Origin of the sequence: Paenibacillus wynnii (genome assembly GCF_000757885.1) — a bacterium.
Lineage (GTDB): Bacteria > Bacillota > Bacilli > Paenibacillales > Paenibacillaceae > Paenibacillus_AQ > Paenibacillus_AQ wynnii.
In genome coordinates this window covers 137,031-156,487 of sequence record NZ_JQCR01000001.1, presented here as the reverse complement: position 1 = coordinate 156,487, position 19,457 = coordinate 137,031, and the positions used below count along the sequence as shown (strand labels likewise).

Annotated in this window: 11 protein-coding genes and 1 riboswitch; of the genes, 6 read left to right on the top strand and 5 right to left on the bottom strand. The window is 46.4% G+C overall.

Annotation, left to right across the window (positions count from 1 at the left end):
- Positions 1-2: 2 nt before the first annotated feature.
- Together PWYN_RS00840 and PWYN_RS00835 are read left to right on the top strand one after the other, a co-directional pair.
- Positions 3-1,745: a cache domain-containing sensor histidine kinase gene (locus tag PWYN_RS00840; protein ID WP_036647407.1), complete on the top strand. Its 1,743-nt coding sequence runs from the start codon at positions 3-5 to the stop codon at positions 1,743-1,745.
- A gap of 149 nt (positions 1,746-1,894) precedes the next feature.
- Positions 1,895-7,858, top strand: a complete 5,964-nt coding sequence (locus PWYN_RS00835) for a galactose-binding domain-containing protein (RefSeq protein WP_036647405.1) — start codon at positions 1,895-1,897, stop codon at positions 7,856-7,858.
- 872 nt (positions 7,859-8,730) lie between these two features.
- Here PWYN_RS00835 and PWYN_RS00830 read toward each other — a convergent pair.
- Positions 8,731-10,413 (bottom strand): CPBP family intramembrane glutamic endopeptidase, encoded by a 1,683-nt coding sequence (locus PWYN_RS00830; RefSeq protein ID WP_036647403.1) that lies wholly within the window; start codon positions 10,411-10,413, stop codon positions 8,731-8,733.
- Positions 10,414-10,710: 297 nt separating this feature from the next.
- A riboswitch (cyclic di-AMP (ydaO/yuaA leader) is annotated at positions 10,711-10,897 on the top strand.
- Between the two features lie 111 nt (positions 10,898-11,008).
- Here PWYN_RS00830 and PWYN_RS00825 point away from each other — a divergent pair.
- Together PWYN_RS00825 and PWYN_RS00820 are read left to right on the top strand one after the other, a co-directional pair.
- Entirely contained in the window at positions 11,009-12,346 is a 1,338-nt protein-coding gene (locus PWYN_RS00825) for a TrkH family potassium uptake protein (protein WP_420805711.1), read from the top strand.
- 14 nt (positions 12,347-12,360) lie between these two features.
- On the top strand, positions 12,361-13,029 hold the full coding sequence (locus tag PWYN_RS00820; protein WP_036647399.1) for a potassium channel family protein: 669 nt from the start codon (positions 12,361-12,363) through the stop codon (positions 13,027-13,029).
- A gap of 92 nt (positions 13,030-13,121) precedes the next feature.
- Here the strand turns inward: PWYN_RS00820 and PWYN_RS00815 are convergent, their stop codons facing one another.
- From PWYN_RS00815 to PWYN_RS00800, 4 genes are all read right to left on the bottom strand, one after another.
- A complete protein-coding gene (locus tag PWYN_RS00815; protein WP_036647396.1) occupies positions 13,122-13,796 on the bottom strand; it encodes a hypothetical protein in 675 nt (224 codons plus the stop codon).
- Positions 13,793-14,731: an ATP-binding cassette domain-containing protein gene (locus PWYN_RS00810; protein WP_036647394.1), complete on the bottom strand. Its 939-nt coding sequence runs from the start codon at positions 14,729-14,731 to the stop codon at positions 13,793-13,795. Before PWYN_RS00810 ends, PWYN_RS00815 begins: the two co-directional genes overlap by 4 nt.
- Entirely contained in the window at positions 14,728-15,087 is a 360-nt protein-coding gene (locus PWYN_RS00805; RefSeq protein ID WP_036648180.1) for a GntR family transcriptional regulator, read from the bottom strand. The genes PWYN_RS00810 and PWYN_RS00805 overlap by 4 nt, the downstream gene beginning before the upstream one ends.
- Positions 15,088-15,633: 546 nt before the next feature.
- Complete coding sequence (locus PWYN_RS00800) at positions 15,634-16,542, bottom strand: LysR family transcriptional regulator (protein ID WP_036647391.1); 909 nt, start codon at positions 16,540-16,542, stop codon at positions 15,634-15,636.
- Between the two features lie 439 nt (positions 16,543-16,981).
- On the opposite strand from PWYN_RS00800, the gene PWYN_RS00795 reads away from it, so the two are divergent.
- Both PWYN_RS00795 and sdhA read left to right on the top strand, forming a co-directional pair.
- Positions 16,982-17,647 (top strand): succinate dehydrogenase cytochrome b558 subunit, encoded by a 666-nt coding sequence (locus PWYN_RS00795; RefSeq protein ID WP_036647389.1) that lies wholly within the window; start codon positions 16,982-16,984, stop codon positions 17,645-17,647.
- 48 nt (positions 17,648-17,695) lie between these two features.
- Entirely contained in the window at positions 17,696-19,438 is a 1,743-nt protein-coding gene (gene sdhA / locus PWYN_RS00790) for a succinate dehydrogenase flavoprotein subunit (protein WP_036647386.1), read from the top strand.
- Positions 19,439-19,457 lie beyond the last annotated feature (19 nt).

Genomic DNA, 19,457 nt, shown 5'->3' with positions numbered 1-19,457 from the left:
TAATGTTGAGACGTATGTCTTCCTCCTATATTCCTTTAGGCTTTAAGCTGCTTATTTCCTATCTTCTCCTGGTCTTGACCCCCATTATCAGCATCGGGACGTACGCTTATGTCTCTTCTGTTCATTCCATAGAAGAACATACCAGAAGCAACCTGGAGGTTGCGGTACGGCAAATCGGTAACAATGTGGATTACCGCCTGAAGGATATTACCAGAAGCTCAGATGGAATATACGCAGATCAGACGTTGTCACGCTATTTGACGGGGTATCATTCGGGTTGGGAGAAATATAGCATCATGTCCCAATACATCCTGCCGAGATTAGAAAGTGCTGCAAGCCTGCCCAATCAGGAGGTTAAGCTGTCCCTATATGTGGATAACCCGAATGTGAGTGAATTCTATTATAACGATGGAGAAAATGTCAGTGGTGGACGTCAGTATTCGTTGTTTCACTCTTCGCGAATTCAGGCCAAGTCCTGGTATAAATCACTGTCCCTGCACTACGGGTCTAACGAATGGAAACAGGTGGATACGGATGAAACAACCAGAAGTATCTCTTACCTGAGGCCATTGATCAACTACGATACTCTGCAGTTGAATGGTTTGATTAAGATGACGGCGAACATGAAGTTTATTTTTTCTGATGTGGATTCCGGTCAATTAGGGGAAGATAGCATTCTTTTCATTGTGGACAGCCAAGATCGGCTGCTGTTCTCTAGTTCACGGAACAAGACAGATCCGGGCCTAATTTCTGAATCTAATTTGGGATACATTAAGAAACCTGATTCCTATATGCAAATTAAGCAACCGATCACGAATATGCCGGCAAGCATCGTGGCCTGGGTACCTTACTCGTCGCTGAAAAAGAATTCTGAACAGGTTCGTAATGTCACCATTTGGATTTGCGTTTCGAGTCTCGTCGTACTGTTCCTGATCAGTTTACTGATGTCGCATTATTTCTCGCGTCGATTCTTGAAGCTGATTGCTTCCCTCAAGTCGTTCAAGGAGGGGAATTTCCATAAGCGGATGCCGATTCAGGGGAACGATGAATTTGCGGAGATTGGCAGTGCTTTTAACGATATGGCTTCAACCATTCAGAGATTAATTGATGAGGTCTACATTAGTAATTTGGAGAAAAAAGAAACTGAGCTGCAGGTGCTCCATTCACAGATGAATCCGCATTTTTTGTATAATACCTTTTCCTCAATTAGCCGGATGGCCAAGCTGGGGGAAATTGATAAGCTGCATGAGGTTATACGTTCCTTGGCTCGCTTCTACAGGCTCACCTTGCATCGAGGGGACATTATCATTCCGATTGAACAGGAGATTCAGATTGTAGAATCCTATCTTGATATTCAGCGAATTAAAAATGCCAATCGAATCAATGTGACCTATGAGATTCATCCGGACGTTCTTATGTGTGAGACCGTAAAGTTTATTCTGCAGCCTTTTGTAGAAAATTCTTTAGAGCATGCCTGGTATGATGATGAGATATCCATTACCATTCGTGCATATCCAGCGGGTGGATATGTCTGGTTTGAAGTGGAGGACAACGGTCTTGGCATGAAGGAGGAAATTATTGATTTGGTGCTGGACCCGACCGATAAAGGAATCGGCTATGGGATTCGGAATGTAGATCAACGAATTAAGCTTCAATACGGCAGAGAGTTTGGTGTGCTTATCCAAAGTTCCCTTGGTGAAGGAACGCTAATTCGGATATGGTTTCCCAGAATAAAATCCACTTAAAGGAAAATAAAGAATCCCTTGGAATCCGGCTAACGCCGGATTTTTTGTTTTGAACCAACATCGTTAATTTGTGAAACGAATCGTTGTTTTGCAATCTATTGAATAGAAAGCGTTTCCAATATGATAAAACAAAAAGGGAGAGTGAATACATGAGACAAAAGATAAGTATCGCTATGATTGCGATATTGGTAGTCAATCTATTATCAGGAATTGGGGCGATGGCACAAACCCTAAACAGCGGTGCTTCAAACAGCTCTTCTACAAAGTGGGCCGGGAAGGCGATAGATCGCTGGACAGAGGCAGGAATCTTTAAGGGAGATGCCGAGGGTTCCTTTCATCCGGAACAATCGTTAACGCGGGCACAGTTAGCCGCAATGCTGAATCGGTTGTTCGGATTTACCAAGAGTGATCCTACTATGATGACGGACGTGGCGGAGGGTTCCTGGTATGCAGCTGATTTGCGTAAAGCCGTTGCGGCAGGCTATATGCAGGGATTCCCGGATTCTTCGATGCACCCGAATGATCTGGTGACTCGGCAGGATGCTGCCGTTATGCTAACTCGGATATTCCAGTTGGGGGCTGTGAGCGGATCCGATGCTGCTTCTAGCTTTACAGACTCCTCATCAACGGCCGCGTATGCGCGGGAAGCCATCAGTGTAATGGCCTCTAATGCCTATTTTTCAGGCTATGCCGATGGAAGTCTACGGCCTGCTAAGGTGCTGTCCCGTGCTGAAATGGCCGTCATGCTGGATAAAATGATTGGTTTGTACGTGAGTGAGCACGGATCTTTTCTATCGGAATCCGGTCTTGGAAGTATGGTTATAAATGCTCCGAATGTAAGCGTGAAGGATCATGTTAGTGGTGCTAACTTATTCCTGACTGAACGTGCGGGGAAAGGGCTCGTGACTTTGGAGAACGTCCAGGTTAAAGGAGAGACTTATATAGCGGGTGGAGTCACTGCAAACCTCTCAGGCACCTTCGGTAAGGTTAATCTTAAAGGGCAATCTGTTATTCAAATAACCTCTGGAAGTGTAGATGAACTAACCTTGAACGGAACTTCTAATATAACCATTGGTAGTCAGGCAACTGTGAAACGATTGGAGGTCACAGCGAACGGGAAGGAGAGCAAACTCACAGTCTCCGGTGCCATCGGCCAAGCTGATATTCGTGGGGACGGAGTTACTTTGAATAACAGTCCAATACAGAAGGGAGAATCACTCTCTGTTAGTAGTGGGCAGGTTAAGATTCTTTCACAAGGAAACGGGACTGCGGGATCGAACGGTAGTGGAGGATCTCCAGGTGGAAGTGGTAGTAATCCTGTGCCGGGAGACGGATCCAGCGGAAATCCGGTAGAAGAGCAGCGCATCGATTTAATCGGTGACGGCCATTTCACAAATGATTTGGGGGCATGGAAAGCGTTCTGGGGCAATGATGAGACAGGTACCTCTACGGGTACACTCACGGCTGTAGGCGGAGAGTTGAGGGCAAGTCTACAGGCTATCGGCAGCTCCCCGGGCAGCGTGGAGATCAAGCGTGAAGGTCTAGCTTTGACTAGCGGAACAGTCTATACTGTCTCTTTTGACGCACGGGCTTCGGTTAGTCGGAAAATCAATGTGTTGATCACGGATGGTACCAAGAATGTGGCGACACTTCGTTCCTATGTCCTGACACCTGAAGCACGGACGTACACCTATTCATTCACCATGCAGGCTGAATCTTCTGCTGCAGGCAAGATCAGTTTCGAGCTTGGTACCATTGGCAGCGGTGTTCAGGCGCCAGTTAATGTGTTCTTTGATAATGTGAAGCTGACGGCACTGAAAGCATCCATAGCGGATAAGACCGAACTCAATGCAGCTATTGTGCAGGTCTATGCATTGAAGGAAATGGATTATACTCCGGCAACATGGTCCAATGTCCAAAGTGCACTAATTACGGCAAAAGAAATCAGCTTTGCGAGTACCTCCACAAAACTGGGTATCGATCAGGCCTTAGTTGATTTGAAGGCGGCGATAGCAGCACTTGTCTCTATCCAACGTGCAGCAGGATTATCAAGTATCTCTTTTGCAGACGGAGCGGGTCATGATCTACAGGCTGCTTTAACACCAGCTTTTAGAGAGGGGCAGTATGAATATGTGCTGGGAGTCCGCAGTGATGTGACTTCGGTCGTATTGGAGCCTAAGCTTGCAGCGGGCAATACCTTGTCGTTATTAAGCGGTGCAACCGGTACGAACGGTATGTACACGGCTAATGTCCGTACTGGAAAGAATGAGGTTTCTTTTGAGGTAGCGGAGGAAGGTAAGGTTAGTGCCGTCTATCATTTTAATATCATGAAGGAGCAACCCGGAGAAGTAAGGCGGAACCCGGAAGATTGGGAGCTGACCTGGAATGATGAATTCAACGGTGATCAAATTGATACCACCAAGTGGAACTTCGTGAATCAAGGCGGAGGCTTCGGCAACCATGAGTTAGAATATTATACTTCCAGAAATGAGAATGCACGGATTGAGAAGATGGAAGACGGCAATGGAGCGCTTGTTATCGAGGCGCGGAAGGAAAAATATCAGGGCCAGGATTATACATCGGCCAAGTTGTTTTCACAGAATAAAGGAGATTGGACCTACGGGAAATATGAAGTCCGCGCCAAGCTGCCTAAGTCGCAGGGGATATGGCCTGCGATCTGGATGATGCCAACGGATTACAACTTGTACGGTCCTTGGCCAGGCACAGGTGAAATTGACATTATGGAATTGATCGGTAGTGAGCCGGCTACTTCATGGGGTACCCTGCATTACGGGTTGCCTTGGAAATACAGCAATTCCAGCTACCAACTGCCGGGAACCATGGACTTCTCGCAAGACTACCATACTTTCTCTATAGAGTGGGAACCCGGGGAAATTCGCTGGTATGTAGACGGAATCTTTTTTCAAAGACAAAATGATTGGTATACAAAACGTGACGGTGAATCAGCACCTTATACATGGCCTGCACCTTTTGATCAGGACTTTTATTTACAGCTGAACGTTGCGGTGGGCGGGGACTGGCCGGGAGCTCCGGATAACACAACTATCGTTCCGAGCCGCATGATGGTGGACTACGTGAAGGTGTATAAACTCAAAGATGGTCTTGAATACAGAGACCCGGGAAATGGACCTGCTTCCACCATTAATGTACCTACTCCACGGCCTGAGAGCGGAGCTGGCGGATTGATCTACAACGGCAAATTTGATCAAGGAACGAACCGTATGGGTTTTTGGAATTTCTCGACCGATAGTACGGCCACTGCTACTTCATCCGTGGGTTCGGAAGTGTCGAATCGGGAATTTAAAGCTTCCATCCTCGATGGAGGATCCAGTGAAACGGCGGTAAAGCTGAGCCAAATTGGAATTCCGCTGGTTAAAGGCAAGCAATATCAGGTTTCCTTTAAGGCAAGAGCTTCGGGAACGGATGCGGATGTGAATGTAAATGTCCTCAAGGAGGGAACTCCTGATTCCAGCTATTCCGGCCTTAAAAGTTTCCAACTGAACAGTGAAATGAAGTTATATACATTTATATTCACGATGGATGCAACAACTGACAACAATTCGGTATTGAATTTTTATCTGGGTCAGAATACAGGCGAAATCTATGTGGATGATGTAAAGCTTATTACCTATAACGCACCTCAATTCCAGACGTTGGAGGCTGAGGATTATGCTAATGCATTAGGTTATGAGATGGGTGAGGGTTGGATCTCGCCGAGTCAATCGGAGGCTTGGATTCAATACAACACCGTAATACCTGCAGAGGGAGATTATGCAATTTCGTACCGTATTGCTACTAATAGCGACACGGCCAAACTAACCTTCATGGGTCAAGGTCAAGATACACGGACGATAAATCTACCGAACACAGGTGGAGTCGACCAATGGAAGACCCTAACGGATCTTGTTCATCTAAAAGCGGGTACTCAGCTTCTGATCCTCTCAGGGGAAGGTTACCGATTGGACAGTATTACCTTAGCTCGAAGTATCGTTAAGAATGGAAGTCTGGACAACGATACTAAGGATTGGGATTTATGGGTACAGAATGTAGACGGAGCCGTTTTGTCCACCGAACAAGGTGGAGCTAAACTGGAAATTACCGCACAAGGTGATGACTTCTGGGGTACGCAATTAAGCCAACTGGGCGTGCCTCTGTACAAAGGGAAAAATTATAGGGTTTCATTCGTGGCAAGTTCAACCGTTAATCGCAAGTTGCGTTTGACCATTGATGATCCAATAACAAACAGCCCTTACGCCTTGTATGAATCCGTATCTCTTACTACACAGCCAAGGAATTATAGCTTCGACTTCTCCATGACAGGAACAACCAATTTGAACAGCCGTATTGACTTTAACCTCGGTAAAATCGGTACTGCAGCAGGTATTCACGATGTTCATCTGGATCAGGTCTATTTCACGGAGATTCCTGCCGTAGAACAATCCGCATCGGTTAGTGTACCGTTGGCTGTCAAAGTACCTGGTGACCTCATCCAGGTGAAACAGGCAGACGGATTTACGGGAGTAACCGTAAGTGCAGGAAGATTGGAGCCTGAATTTAACAGTGAAATTACCGACTATACAGTGAAAGTGGCAGCAGGTATCACGAGTATCGATCTAACACCGATATTGGCTGGTGATAACGAAATTGAGTCGTTTGCTGGTGCAGTTCACACGGGCAACCTATATTCGGTTGCTTTGGCAGAAGGGGACAATCCGGTTTCATTCATTATTAATCAACCGGGTCGTGTACCGAAAGCTTATACGGTGCATATGATTCGGACACCACTTAATCTGGCAAAAGGCCGTACGGTTACTGCAACTTCAGGTAACGGTACAGCGGCAGTAGACGGAGATATGACAACTCGCTGGGAATCGGCGCACAGTGATCCGCAATCTCTTACCGTGGATCTTGGCGACCGTTATAACCTCACTTCTCTTCAATTGAATTGGGAGAGCTCCCGGGCTACGGCATACAGTCTTGAGGTCTCAAATGATAAGACGAATTGGATAAGGGTCTATAGCACCACTACAGGCAGCGGGCCAGTCGATCTGATATCAATTCCGGAACAGGTAACCTCAAGGTACATTAGGTTGACGGGAACAGAGCGGATTTCCTTTGGCGGAGCCAGATATGGATATTCCCTGTTTGAGATTGAAGCCAAAGGGGAGCCTTATGCTGGTGATTCGGATTTCCGGGCCTATAAAGGCGAGTTGGCTGATATTATAGCCGCGGCAGGTACGAAGATTCAGTCGGACTACACAGAGGAATCTTGGTTATCTGCGGTCGCTGTGCTTACGAATGCAAATGTGGTTTATACCAAACCGGCCGCAACTCAAACGGAGGTTAACTCTTCCATTACCAGCTTGACTGAGGCTCTTGCGGGTCTGGTTAAGCTCACAAAGGCTGATGGTTTAACAGGTCTAACTGTGAGCCAGGGAGCACTGTCACCGCAGTTTAATCAGGATACAGCGGCATATTCACTAATAGTGGATTACTCGAATGCCACCCTTGATTTTACGCCAACCCTAGCCCCGGACAATGTCATGGAGGCGGTCTACGGAGCGGTTGCATCTGGCTCTGATCCGCAAGTGTATGCTACGAATCTACAGGTTGGACATAATGAAATTACCTTCACAGTCTCCAAGCCAGGCGCTCAGTTGAAGAAGAACTATCGGATTGACGTCATCCGATTATCAGAGGCTAATGCGGCTCTACATCAGACGGCGGTTGCCTCCAGCGGGAATGCAGCGGCGGCAACGGATGGGAATGAAGGCACGCGTTGGGAATCACCGGCGAGTGATCCGCAATGGATTTATGTGGATTTGGGCAGCAGCAAGACTCTGACCGCAGTGAAGCTGAAGTGGGAGACAGCGTCAGCCAAATCGTACAAAATTCAGGTATCAGACACCCCTGAAGACGAGAGCAGTTGGACGGATGCGGCTGTATTCAGTCAAGAGGGTCTGCCGCAGGCAGGCAGGACCGATCTTATTGCAGCGTCAGGTACTGGACGGTATGTGCGGATGTACGGCGTCACCCGCAATACTCCTTATGGATATTCAATCTTTGAATTTGGGGTGTATACAACAGAGTAGGGAAACAACAGTAATAGGGGCTGTCCCTTAAGTAGATATTCTACATACGGAGACAGCCCTTTCGTATTATTAGGCCAACCAGAGATTACTGGTTGGCCTTTATTAATGACCATTTTACGATGGAGGTAGCCGGGAGAGCATGACAACCCCTGGGGATAACCCCGGACAAAAAACAATTCTCTACCGGAGAATTCGAGTTCGGAGTTCATCTACCAAAGAATTAATATAGGAAGGACCTGCCGTATAAAAACCGGGAGGTCCTTTTTTAATATAATATTTAACTAATAATGTTGCTATCCTTAATCTAAACTTGATGCTAATGTTTACATCTCTTTTTAATAATCGTATGAAACATTAACAGTCTGAGGTAGCTCTTTATATGTTGCCCCATGGTAAAAATTTGCAGTGTGCTTTATAGTAAATGAGGCCATAGTTCCAGCTGATGCCCAAGCAGTTCCGGGCTGCAATCTATTATAATCTTGAGTAAATTTTTCGCGAAATCCAGCTTTATTATTCAAAACGTCCCAACAACGAGGTGGTTTTCTGCAATATCTTCTTCCAGATCCATGGGCAAGCAAAGTTGGCCCGGGGTATAAGGGCGATTTCTTTTTGAGACCTTAGAAGGATTGTAGAAACTTATTCTGCTCAAAGCAGCGGAGAGAACGGATCGATTGTGGAAAAGCGGCAGCGTTCGCCTTTGTCTCCGAGTTTCAACCGCAATGCGGTTTAAAATCAGGAAACTTGGAGACAACAGCGATTGTAACAACGTTCCGTTCGCGGAGCGTCCTCATCAGCGCCAACTCTGATCCTACTTCAAATAAACAAGGGGTGTCCCGGCAGCTATAAGATATAGCATTTGGAACACCCCTGTGTTAGTTAAGATTAAACGGCTCTGCCTGCTTTGGCTTCTGTGGTGGATTAAATCGGTATACAATGTAGGCCACTAGGAACGGCATTGCGATCGCGAAGATCCCGGCACCGATATTAATACTCTCCTTCATAAAGATCAGCGTAGCACCCATCAGGATGCTGTCAAACACGACATGGCTGAACATGACGGCAATAAATCCGTAGCGGAGAAAAATATAGCTGAACAGGAGTCCAATAACCATAAGCTCGATCGGACGGGAACTAACGGGATAGATAGGATACAGTGTATGTCCCAAAGCCCAAATAAGTGAAGTGATCAAGCAGGCAGCGAGGGTGCTGCGAACTAGCTTTTTCAGCATGCGAATCCCAAAAAAGCGATAGATGGCTTCCTCGGATAGACCGGCAAGCCAAGCTACAATCGGGAGAAGCCAAGCGTATCTCATATTATAGGGAGACTGGGAAGCATCTGTAGTGGACCAGTTGTTCAGTGTGTACGATAAAATAATAAACATGATCGTCTGCACACCGAGCAGAACGAAGGCCCAGATATAACCGGCGCGGATGCTGTCGAGTACATATTGTCCGTATCCCGGTTCTTTGGCGCGGGGCCATGGATTAAGTCCTTCCTCCTGACGCCATAGTCCGTTGCCGCCGACTAGAGAGAAGTACAGGAGTGAAGACATCAACAAGCTGTAAAGCGCGTAGACCACAAACATAATAATGGCGGATACCCGGGCTTCAGTGCTTTGATCAGAGGTTACGGGAAGCATATTATAGGTGCTGACCATCATGATTACAAAATGTACGGAGCTTAGAAATGCACCCCGTGCAAATGAGGTATGTCCTCTTCGTAAAATGCTGTAGATCAAAGCTAAAATGCCGAGAGCCAACGTGGGCAGGCCGTAGCCGAACAGGGTTAGCTTAGTGGCGAGAGAGGTCTGCTTTTCCACATAAGAGGTATGCCAGCTGGGGGCAGAGAAACCGGCCTTATAAGAAGAGACTTCACCCTCTGCGAAGTTGAAGCTATAGCGCAACTGCGACTCTCCCACCTTAACGGAGCTGTCTGTATACACAAGTCCGTAGGCTTTTGAGTTCGGTTCGATCTGCAGCTTAGACGGATTAACTTCCCACTTTTTAAGCCAAGGGCGGGCCAGGTTTTCCTTCTGCTCCAGAGACATTTCAGTATCGTTGCTCTCACTTGAAGCAGCTGTCTTGATTCCATACTTCTGCAAATTTGCAGAAGCTGATTGTGCTTCGCGGTCGAAGGCCACAACCTCTCCCGTGTACATATTAAGATCAACGGAAAGGTTCAGATTCAACGTATCTGAAGTAAGGAGTGAAACTTGAAACACATCAAAGGGATAACGCCGATCCAGTTTGTTCTTGGTGTAGTCCTCCAGAAGTTTCTCACGGGACATATAGCCGTAAAAGGAAGAGTCTGATTGATAAGTGACAGTCCACTCATCATTTGCAGCCGCTGTATAGCCCAACTGCTCTGCTGCAAACAAAGCAGCTTTTTCACGGGCTTCCACCTTACTGATCGCTGTGGTATTTTCCTCTGAGGAGCTTGCGAGCAAGGACGGGAGTACCTGAAACATAATAAAAATAATAAGACCGATGATGCCCGAGAAGATAAGCCCTTTAGTGAGAGCTCTCTGCTGAAGGGGCTGGCCGACGGAATTCATGAAACGCCTCCTTGTGATAAACTGACAACACTATGTTCCATTATAGTAGTAATGCTTCCATAGTTCCAAAAATAGTTGTATTATCCTTTTACGTGGAACAAGCTGTTGTTATGCTTATTTTTAAATGTGCGAACGAAAAAAATCATGAAAAAACGATGTAATTGCAGGAAACTAACGGAAAAGGCATGAGAAAAGGTGTTCTATCTATCTCCTTCTCTCTAAAAGTCTTATTTTAACTATTTATACTTCAATATTGTCTTTGTGAAGTCCGAGCAGAACGTTTATAATTTGTATGCAATTGTATAGTAGCCGAATTTCTGGGTGAAAACGGGGGAACCATAGGAAGTGATAAGAAGGTGAGTGAACGCCGCATGTTTGTTGGCTTTACTTCATCGGGGGTGAATTTCGTTCAAGGAACGAATAGGGCAGCCTGCAGCAGTCCGAATCCGTCAGCTAACCTCGTAGGCTTATTTTCTGCAGGGACCTAGCTAAAGCATTGGGGGTTCCAGTGCTTTTTTTGTTGGTTTTTTTTATATATAAATAAATATAACTTATTGTGAAGAGGTGAGGGATTTTGGTTTCGCCGTTATCTAAAATATCTAAATTCAGCTTCCTAAAGCTCTCCCCGCCAAAGATTCTGGTGTTCGGCTTTGCTGCTATTATTCTGATTGGATCATTGTTATTAATGCTCCCTATCTCAAATACAACAGGGCATTCTCTGAAATTTATTGACGCGGTGTTTACAGCGACTTCTGCTACCTGTGTTACGGGGCTGGTAGTGAGGGATACAGGAACGTTTTTTACCACTTTTGGACAAACGGTAATTATGTTTCTTATCCAGATCGGTGGTTTAGGCTTCATGACCATGGCCACACTATTCGCCTTGGTACTAAGACGTAAAATATCTCTGCGTGACAGACTTATACTTCAGGAAGCGATGAACCAGAATTCTATGGAGGGCATTGTACGACTGATCCGCAGAGTATTAATTTACTCTCTGGTCATTGAAGGGACTGCCGCCGTCTTACTATCTATACGTTGGGCTTTTGATATGCCTTTGGGAAGAGCGATTTACTTTGGTATATTTCATGCCGTCTCACTGTTCAACAACGCTGGTTTTGATCTGTTTGGTGAATATCGAAGCCTGACAGGATATGTAAGTGATCCCCTAGTTAATATAGTCATGATGGTTCTGATTATCATGGGGGGGATTGGATTTATCGTTATGGCAGACCTGGTGGAATACAAAAAAACACGAAGGCTGTCCTTGCACAGTAAGGTCGTACTGTTTATGACAGCGGTACTCATTCTCGTAGGTGCACTGGTTATATTCGTATTTGAGTTTACAAACCAACGTACACTGGGCCCCTTGAACTTTGGCGGTAAGGTACTAGCGTCTTTCTTCCAATCCGTCACGCCTCGTACAGCTGGCGCCAATACGGTGGATATCGCCGGACTGCGTCAAGCGTCACAGTTTTTTATGGTCATTCTCATGTTTATTGGTGCCTCTCCGGGCTCAACAGGTGGCGGTATCAAAACGACAACCTTTACAATTATGATTGCTGCGGTTATTTCTATGCTGCGGGGACGAGAAGATATCGTAATGTTCCGTTATCGGCTGGCGCAAGAGCGTATTTTTAAGGCGCTCACGATTACATTGCTTGCCCTGCTGCTGGTCATCTCCGTGTCGATGGTACTCTCCACCACAGAAGACCATAACTTTTTGATGATCCTATTTGAGACCACATCAGCCTTCGCAACGGTAGGGCTAAGTATGGGGTTGACTCCAGAATTGTCATTCATCGGTAAAATCCTGATCTCACTAACGATGTTTTCCGGGCGACTAGGCATATTGACATTAGCTTACGCAATTGGACGTAAACAAGGTAAACCGCTGTATAAGTATCCAGAAGGTAAAATGATTATTGGATAAGGAGTCAACCGGACATGAAAGCACAGCAATTTGTAGTAATCGGCCTAGGCCGTTTTGGTTCCAGTCTCGCGCTTGAACTTATGAAAATGGGCTACGAGGTGCTGGGAATAGACCATCACGAGGAACGCGTTGATGAAATGAGCGAGCAGTTGACGCATGCTGTGATGGCGGATGCGACAGATGAGGGGATCATGCGATCTCTCGGTGTGCGAAATTTTGATTGCGGAATTGTAGCTATCGGCGACAATATGGAGCGGAGCATCCTGGCGGCTATTTTGTTAAAAGAGCTTGGAATAAAGCAGGTGGTTGCTAAGGCGATTTCGGTACTGCATGGCCGTGCGCTCTCTAAGCTGGGGGTTGACCGGGTTATCTTTCCGGAAAAGGATATGGGAATTCGTGTCGCACATCAACTAGTGACGCCTCATTTGCTTGATTATATTGAAATCTCCAAGGACTATAAAATCGTCGAACTAATTGTACCCGCATGCATGAATGGTAAAAGCTTGTCCGAGCTTAATACACGGGCTAAATACGGCTGCAGTATTATTGCTCTGAATCGCGAAAGTGGAATTATTGTGGCTCCAACCGCGCATGATCATTTGTACAAGGGTGATATTGTAGTTGTTATTGGTTCCAATGACAGTATTGACCGATTTGAGAATGGGGCTATGAATCAGGAATAATCCTATATGCCAAAATGCCAAAACCTCTGACCTTAGAATTTAAAAGGGCCAGAGGTTTTTTTGTGATTTTATAGAGTGAGCCTGAGGTGGAATTATACTTTAACTGAGGCACGTCGGAATAACAGCCAGCCAACAATTCCTAGCAGAGCAATGACGATGAGCATCAGGGGAGTGTCAGAAACGAGAGTAACCATTCCGGGTTCATCTATGAAATCAAGCGAAGGCATAATGTTAGCGAACAAGTTTAGGATAACAATGTATGCAACAACTGACAGAGTTCCTAACGAGGCTCCAAGTCGAGTGAAGCTGGACGAAATGAGAAGAGCAATTAATCCAACCAGAAGCAGACTAACGGTAAACACATACCAATGAGTTAGAAACGGCTTGCCGCTGCTCACCTCCATCTCAAGTGTTGGAAGGACAGACTTTCCAAGCTCGAACAAAAGGCTCTCTACGAGTGCGGCAGATATACAGAACAATACTAATGCCAGCAAAGTAGTAGCATAAAAATTACGGCGTGTAACACTGAAACCGACCATAAGTGGAAAGGTTATGGAGGCAGTAACAATCACGTTGATCACCGTGAAAATCAATATGATGACCCGATTAATGCCGAATAAATTGTTGGCATCACCAGTGTCCATTGAGGGGAAAAAGCGCCACAGCACGACTTGGAGTAAATCTACGAGGATCAGCACACTAAATAAAGTCAGTGCGGCTCTGCGGTAATCCTTCCAGTGAAAACTCATTAAATTACGAAAGTTCATCGATTTCCCTCTCTTTCGTTGTTAGCTGCATCTCTTTGCGTCATATAAACAAACAGCTTCTGAAGTGAAATGGGGGAGAGCTCGACTCCTTTATCCAGCCAATGCTTACGTTCTGAGGGGTCTGAGAGGTCCTCTAACGCCAACAGAAGCCTTCCACCCAACCGTTCCACATGTAGCGTTCGTTTATCCTTGGTTAGTTCCTCAAGCAGGGAGGAAGTCCCTGTTAGATAAGAAGCTTTTGCTGACAAGTCCTCTACAGGCCCGTGATAGGCCACGTTGCCCTTCTTGATATAAGTCATATATTCAAACAGATTCTCACTTTCATCAATCAGGTGAGTGGTCATAACAAATGTACGAGGGAACATACTGTAATCTGCCAGAAGCGCTTTGTAAAAGATTTCCCGCATCGAGGCATCCAGACCGATTACCGGTTCATCCAGCAAGGTTAGCGGGGCGCGGCTTGCCATTCCCTTAATAATCCCGGCCATGGACTGACCTCCGCGAGACAACTGCTTATATTTTTTTTTCGCGTTAAGCTGAAATTTATCCATCAACTCCCCAGCCAGCCCGGCATCCCAATTCGGATAGAGTAGGGCGGCGAAGCTGAAGATCTGCTTCAAGGTGTAATTCTCCCAAGATCGCTCATGGGTCTTTACTAGACAAATGTTACTTAGGGTATGGGCATGCTCATGTACAGGAATACCTCCGTACAGGACTTGACCGCTGTCTGGGAACTGTTGTCCTGCCATTAGTGCGAGCAAGGTGCTTTTGCCGCTGCCATTGGCGCCGATCATCCCATGAATAGCCTGCGATTTGAGAACAAGGGAGACATCATGTACCCCTTGCCCGCCTCGGAACACCCTGCTGACACGGAATAGCTCCATGCCTGTTGTAGAGTGGACATCCTCTGAAGATTCTTCCCGTAAGTCCGTCATCGACTCTCATCTCCTTTATGGATCATTTCAGAAAGTTGCACTGTCGTTATACCGAGCTTCTCCGCTTCACGGATCATAGCTACAACATACTGCTCATAAAATTGCTGTCTCCGCTTACCGATCAATTCCGTACGAGCTCCCGCTGATACAAACATGCCGATTCCCCGTTTCTTGTACAATATTCCCTGCTCTACTAGCAGATTCACACCTTTTGCTGCCGTTGCAGGATTGATTCCATAGTATGAAGCAAACTGATTGGTCGAGGGCACTTGTGACTCTTCGGGCACAATACTGTCTATGATGTCATTCTCAATCTGTTCAGCGATTTGTACAAAAATGGGCCGATTGTCATCCATTTGGAGTCCCACCGCTTCACCACCTAACTGGTTAATTACTTATGTAACTAACCATAAAGAAAAACGACCCTCATGTCAAGGGTCGTTTGCTGAATTTTTTAAGATAGATAAATTGTACTTGAGATTTACTGTTAGGGAGTGTGGTAGTAACTACCAGGAGTCTGAATCCGTGGCAAATAAAGTTTAGAGGGAAAATTCCCCTGTAAATCACATATAAGACCTTGTAATCAGCATTTAGAGGGATTTATTCCCTCTAAATGCAAGAGAATTACCCACATGGAGGCTTTTTGAGGCTAAAACCTAAATTTAAGGGGAATTATTACCACTAAATAACTCAATAGAGGGTTCAAACTCTAAATTAGTAGGAAAAATTCCTTCTAAATATGCTGAACAAATTTGGTTCTATAGGAGCGATACCAACTACCCGCAAGCTTTCCATAGGAACGCTCGCTTCGAAAGCATAAGCTGTATCCGGATTTCAACCGCTAAAAACCGGATTAAATCTAAGAAAATCTTTCGACAACAGCGGCCGGATAAATAAATTAATTATTGGTCGCCTTCCCGTCCAGGAAGGAAAACATCCTCCGTAGTCTGTACCAGTGAACGTGCGGCTGTGCTCAGACCGCCGCTATCGCGATATATAAGACTGGTGGTTCGCTGGGTCTGCTCCAGCTCTTTGATGTGCAGGGAGACAAGCCCACCGCCGTTCAGCAGCTCGGGGCGCAAATAGGATTTGGGCAGCAGCGCAGCAGCTTTGATGGTCGGCAGCAGCCGGACGATGGCTTCGAAGGAGTCGATTTCCATACGTACATCAGGATCAATGCCGCAGCGTTGGAACAGATCGTCGGTTAGGCGGCGGTACCAGGTACCTTTGGAGAACAGGATCATAGGCAGCCGTGAGAGATGCTCCATCGTCAACTTTGGAAATAGGGTCAAGGGGTGGTGCTCGGAGACAACCAGCCTTAGCTGGTCCTCAAATAGGGGAATGCAGCGCAGTCCCGGTTCTTTTATTGAAGAGGCGATGATACCAACATCAGACCTTCCTTCACTGACGGATGAGACGATCTCATGGGTTCTTCCGGTAATAAGCTTCAGCTCTGCTGTTGGGTATTTCTCCATATAGGCATTCACAAGCGGCGGCAGTGTGGTTTGAAGCGTAGTCAAACTGGCTCCAAGCGTGACGAACTGAGGCTCGCCTTCCTTAAATTTGGAGAGGGCCTCCAGGAACTTGGAACGCTGCTGCCGCTGCTCTAGGGCATAGGTGTAGGTGAGACGACCCACCTCGGTCAACTCCAACCGTTTGCCGTGTCGATTGAATAGAGGAACACCCAACCGTTCTTCCAGCTTGGAAATTTTGCGGGATAGGGCAGGCTGAGACAAATTGAGCTGGCGGGATGCACGATTTAAGCTGGAATGCTCAACAACCGCTGCAAAAATATCCAAATCGTCAAACATATCAGGTTTCTCCTTTAGGCCAATGTATGGTTAAACCACTATTTTACGGTATTTTTTAAAAAAGGGAGTAGTGATAAATTGCATAGCTGAGTCTCTAGATTTCTCTTATTTTATAAGGGAATACAGGGTTTAGGCTGGATTTAGAGGCTATTAATGAGAATTATTATCAGATAAAAAATATTCTTATGCGTTTATTGTATAACGATTAATAATTAGATTGCAATTCCCTTATAAGAGAAAAAAGAGTAACATTAAAAGTGACACAAGATATTCACACATTGTGAATGTTGAAGCAAAGTCCGGGAAAACTCAAGGGATAGCGTTGCAAATAGACATAAGTTATCTATACGCGCTTGACGTCAGCCTGTTTCAACTGTGGCCCCGGCGGTGTATGCTCATTAATGAAAACGCTGTTTTAATTGAAAGGGGACACTCTAGTATGAGAGGATTTTATTCCAGAAAGATTCATTCCTTGCTCGGCGTTATCCCGCTCGGAGGATTTTTCCTTGAGCACATGCTGACGAATTTCTCAGCAGTAGAGGGTGGGCCATCCGGATTCAACGACAGTGTGTTATGGCTGAACAGCCTGCCGCTCGTCTTCTTCCTGGAATTGTTCGGTATATGGCTTCCCTTGTTGTATCATGGGGTTTTCGGGCTGTACATTGCTTATCAATCGAAGCCGAACCTGAACCGTTATAACCTGGAGAGAAACTGGCGTTATACGCTACAGCGTGTTACAGGTATTATTACATTCATTTTTGTGGTCTGGCATGTATTTGAAACCCGGTTTCAGGTGGCTCTCGGAAATGTAAAGCATGAAGAGCTGGGCGGAGTCATGCATGATATTTTGACCCAACCGCTATGGCTTGCGTTCTATACGATCGGTATCATTTCCGCATCCTTCCATTTCGCCAATGGCCTTTGGTCCTTCCTCATCAGTTGGGGAGTAACCGTTGGACCGCGGGCACAGCGGGTGTCCTCCTATTTATGCTTGGGTCTTTTCGTCCTTGTTACGTTCATGTTCCTGATCTCGCTGGTCACCTTCCGTGACAGTGAATTTCAATCCGCAGCAGCTATTGCTCAAACCTTAAAGGCTATGATCTAAAAATCACAGTAAACGATCTGATCTTTTCATTAAAGGGAGTGAACTATCATGGCAACAGCCGATATCATTATCGTGGGCGGCGGTCTGGCCGGCCTGATGGCTACCATCAAGGCGGCAGAATCCGGTGCGCATGTTCATTTATTTTCGCTAGTTCCCGTCAAAAGATCTCACTCTGTCTGCGCACAGGGCGGTATCAATGGCGCTGTAAATACAAAGGGTGAGGGAGACTCACCTTGGGAGCATTTTGATGACACGGTATACGGTGGAGACTTTCTGGCTAATCAGCCTCCAGTCAAAGCTATGTGTGAAGCAGCTCCTGGCATCATTCACCTTATGGACCGGATGGGCGTTATGTTCAACCGGACACCTGAAGGCTTGCTCGACTTCCGCCGTTTCGGCGGTACCAAACGCCATCGTACGGCATTTGCCGGTGCAACCACAGGCCAGCAGCTATTGTATGCCCTTGATGAACAAGTACGCCGCTGGGAAGCGGAGGGCCTTGTAACTAAGAGCGAGAACTGGGAGTTCCTCTCGGCGATCATCGATGACGAAGGCGTGTGCCGCGGCATCAGCGCCCAGAATCTTAAAACTATGGAGATTCAGACGTTCCCTGCCGATGCTGTTATTTTGGCCAGCGGGGGTCCGGGGATTATTTTTGGCAAAACAACGAACTCCGTAATCAACACGGGTACAGCCGCAAGTGCTGTCTATCAACAGGGTGTGCATTATGCGAACGGAGAATTCATACAGATTCACCCGACTGCGATTCCAGGCGACGATAAGCTTCGGCTGATGTCCGAATCCGCTCGCGGCGAGGGTGGACGCATCTGGACCTATAAGGACGGTAAACCATGGTATTTCCTCGAAGAGAAATATCCGGCTTACGGAAATCTGGTGCCGCGCGATATTGCTACCCGTGAGATTTTTGATGTCTGTGTAGATAAGGGAATGGGCATTAACGGGGAGAACATGGTATATCTGGATCTTTCCCATAAAGACCCGAAGGAACTGGACGTTAAGCTGGGCGGCATTATTGAGATTTATGAGAAATTCATGGGGGATGATCCCCGTAAAATACCGATGAAAATCTTCCCTGCCGTTCACTATTCTATGGGTGGCATGTGGGTTGACTATAACCAAATGACTAACGTTCCCGGCCTCTTTGCGGCAGGAGAGTGTGAATATCAATATCACGGAGCAAACCGTTTGGGTGCCAACTCCTTAGTATCAGCCATATATGGCGGTATGATGGCAGGACCTAAAGCTATTGAATATATAAAAGGCCTCAAGAAATCGGTGCAGGACATATCCTCTACGGTGTTCGACGGCTTCCATAACAAGCAAATCACTAAATATGAATCTCTGTTGGCGATGTCCGGCACTGAAAATGCGTATGTCATTCACAAGGAGCTCGGCGAGTGGATGACGAACAACATGACCGTTGTTCGCCACAATGCCAAGCTGGAAGCAACCATCGCCAAAATCAAAGAACTCAAGGAACGCTACCGCAATATTAACATGAACGATACATCGCGCTGGAACAATCAGGGTGTTGCCTTCACCCGGCAGTTGTGGAACATGCTGGAGCTGTCAGAAGCTATGACGCTTGGAGCCCTACTGCGCAATGAAAGCCGAGGCGCACATTACAAGCCGGAGTTCCCGGAACGTAATGATGCGGAGTTCCTAAAGACGACTAAGGCAACCTGGAGTGCAGAAGGTCCGCAAATTTCTTACGATCCAGTGGATGTTTCGCTGATTCCGCCACGGATTCGTGATTATTCGAAGGATTAATTAATATCGGTTACACAAC

Bases quoted from the DNA above. Each gene is read 5' to 3' on its own strand.
- PWYN_RS00815 (WP_036647396.1), bottom strand. From the start codon at position 13,796: ATGAACTTTCGTAATTTAATGAGTTTTCACTGGAAGGATTACCGCAGA.
- sdhA (WP_036647386.1), top strand. From the start codon at position 17,696: ATGGCAACAGCCGATATCATTATCGTGGGCGGCGGTCTGGCCGGCCTG.
- PWYN_RS00820 (WP_036647399.1), top strand. From the start codon at position 12,361: ATGAAAGCACAGCAATTTGTAGTAATCGGCCTAGGCCGTTTTGGTTCC.
- PWYN_RS00795 (WP_036647389.1), top strand. From the start codon at position 16,982: ATGAGAGGATTTTATTCCAGAAAGATTCATTCCTTGCTCGGCGTTATC.
- PWYN_RS00800 (WP_036647391.1), bottom strand. From the start codon at position 16,542: ATGTTTGACGATTTGGATATTTTTGCAGCGGTTGTTGAGCATTCCAGC.
- PWYN_RS00830 (WP_036647403.1), bottom strand. From the start codon at position 10,413: ATGAATTCCGTCGGCCAGCCCCTTCAGCAGAGAGCTCTCACTAAAGGG.
- PWYN_RS00840 (WP_036647407.1), top strand. From the start codon at position 3: ATGTTGAGACGTATGTCTTCCTCCTATATTCCTTTAGGCTTTAAGCTG.
- PWYN_RS00810 (WP_036647394.1), bottom strand. From the start codon at position 14,731: ATGACGGACTTACGGGAAGAATCTTCAGAGGATGTCCACTCTACAACA.
- PWYN_RS00805 (WP_036648180.1), bottom strand. From the start codon at position 15,087: ATGGATGACAATCGGCCCATTTTTGTACAAATCGCTGAACAGATTGAG.
- PWYN_RS00835 (WP_036647405.1), top strand. From the start codon at position 1,895: ATGAGACAAAAGATAAGTATCGCTATGATTGCGATATTGGTAGTCAAT.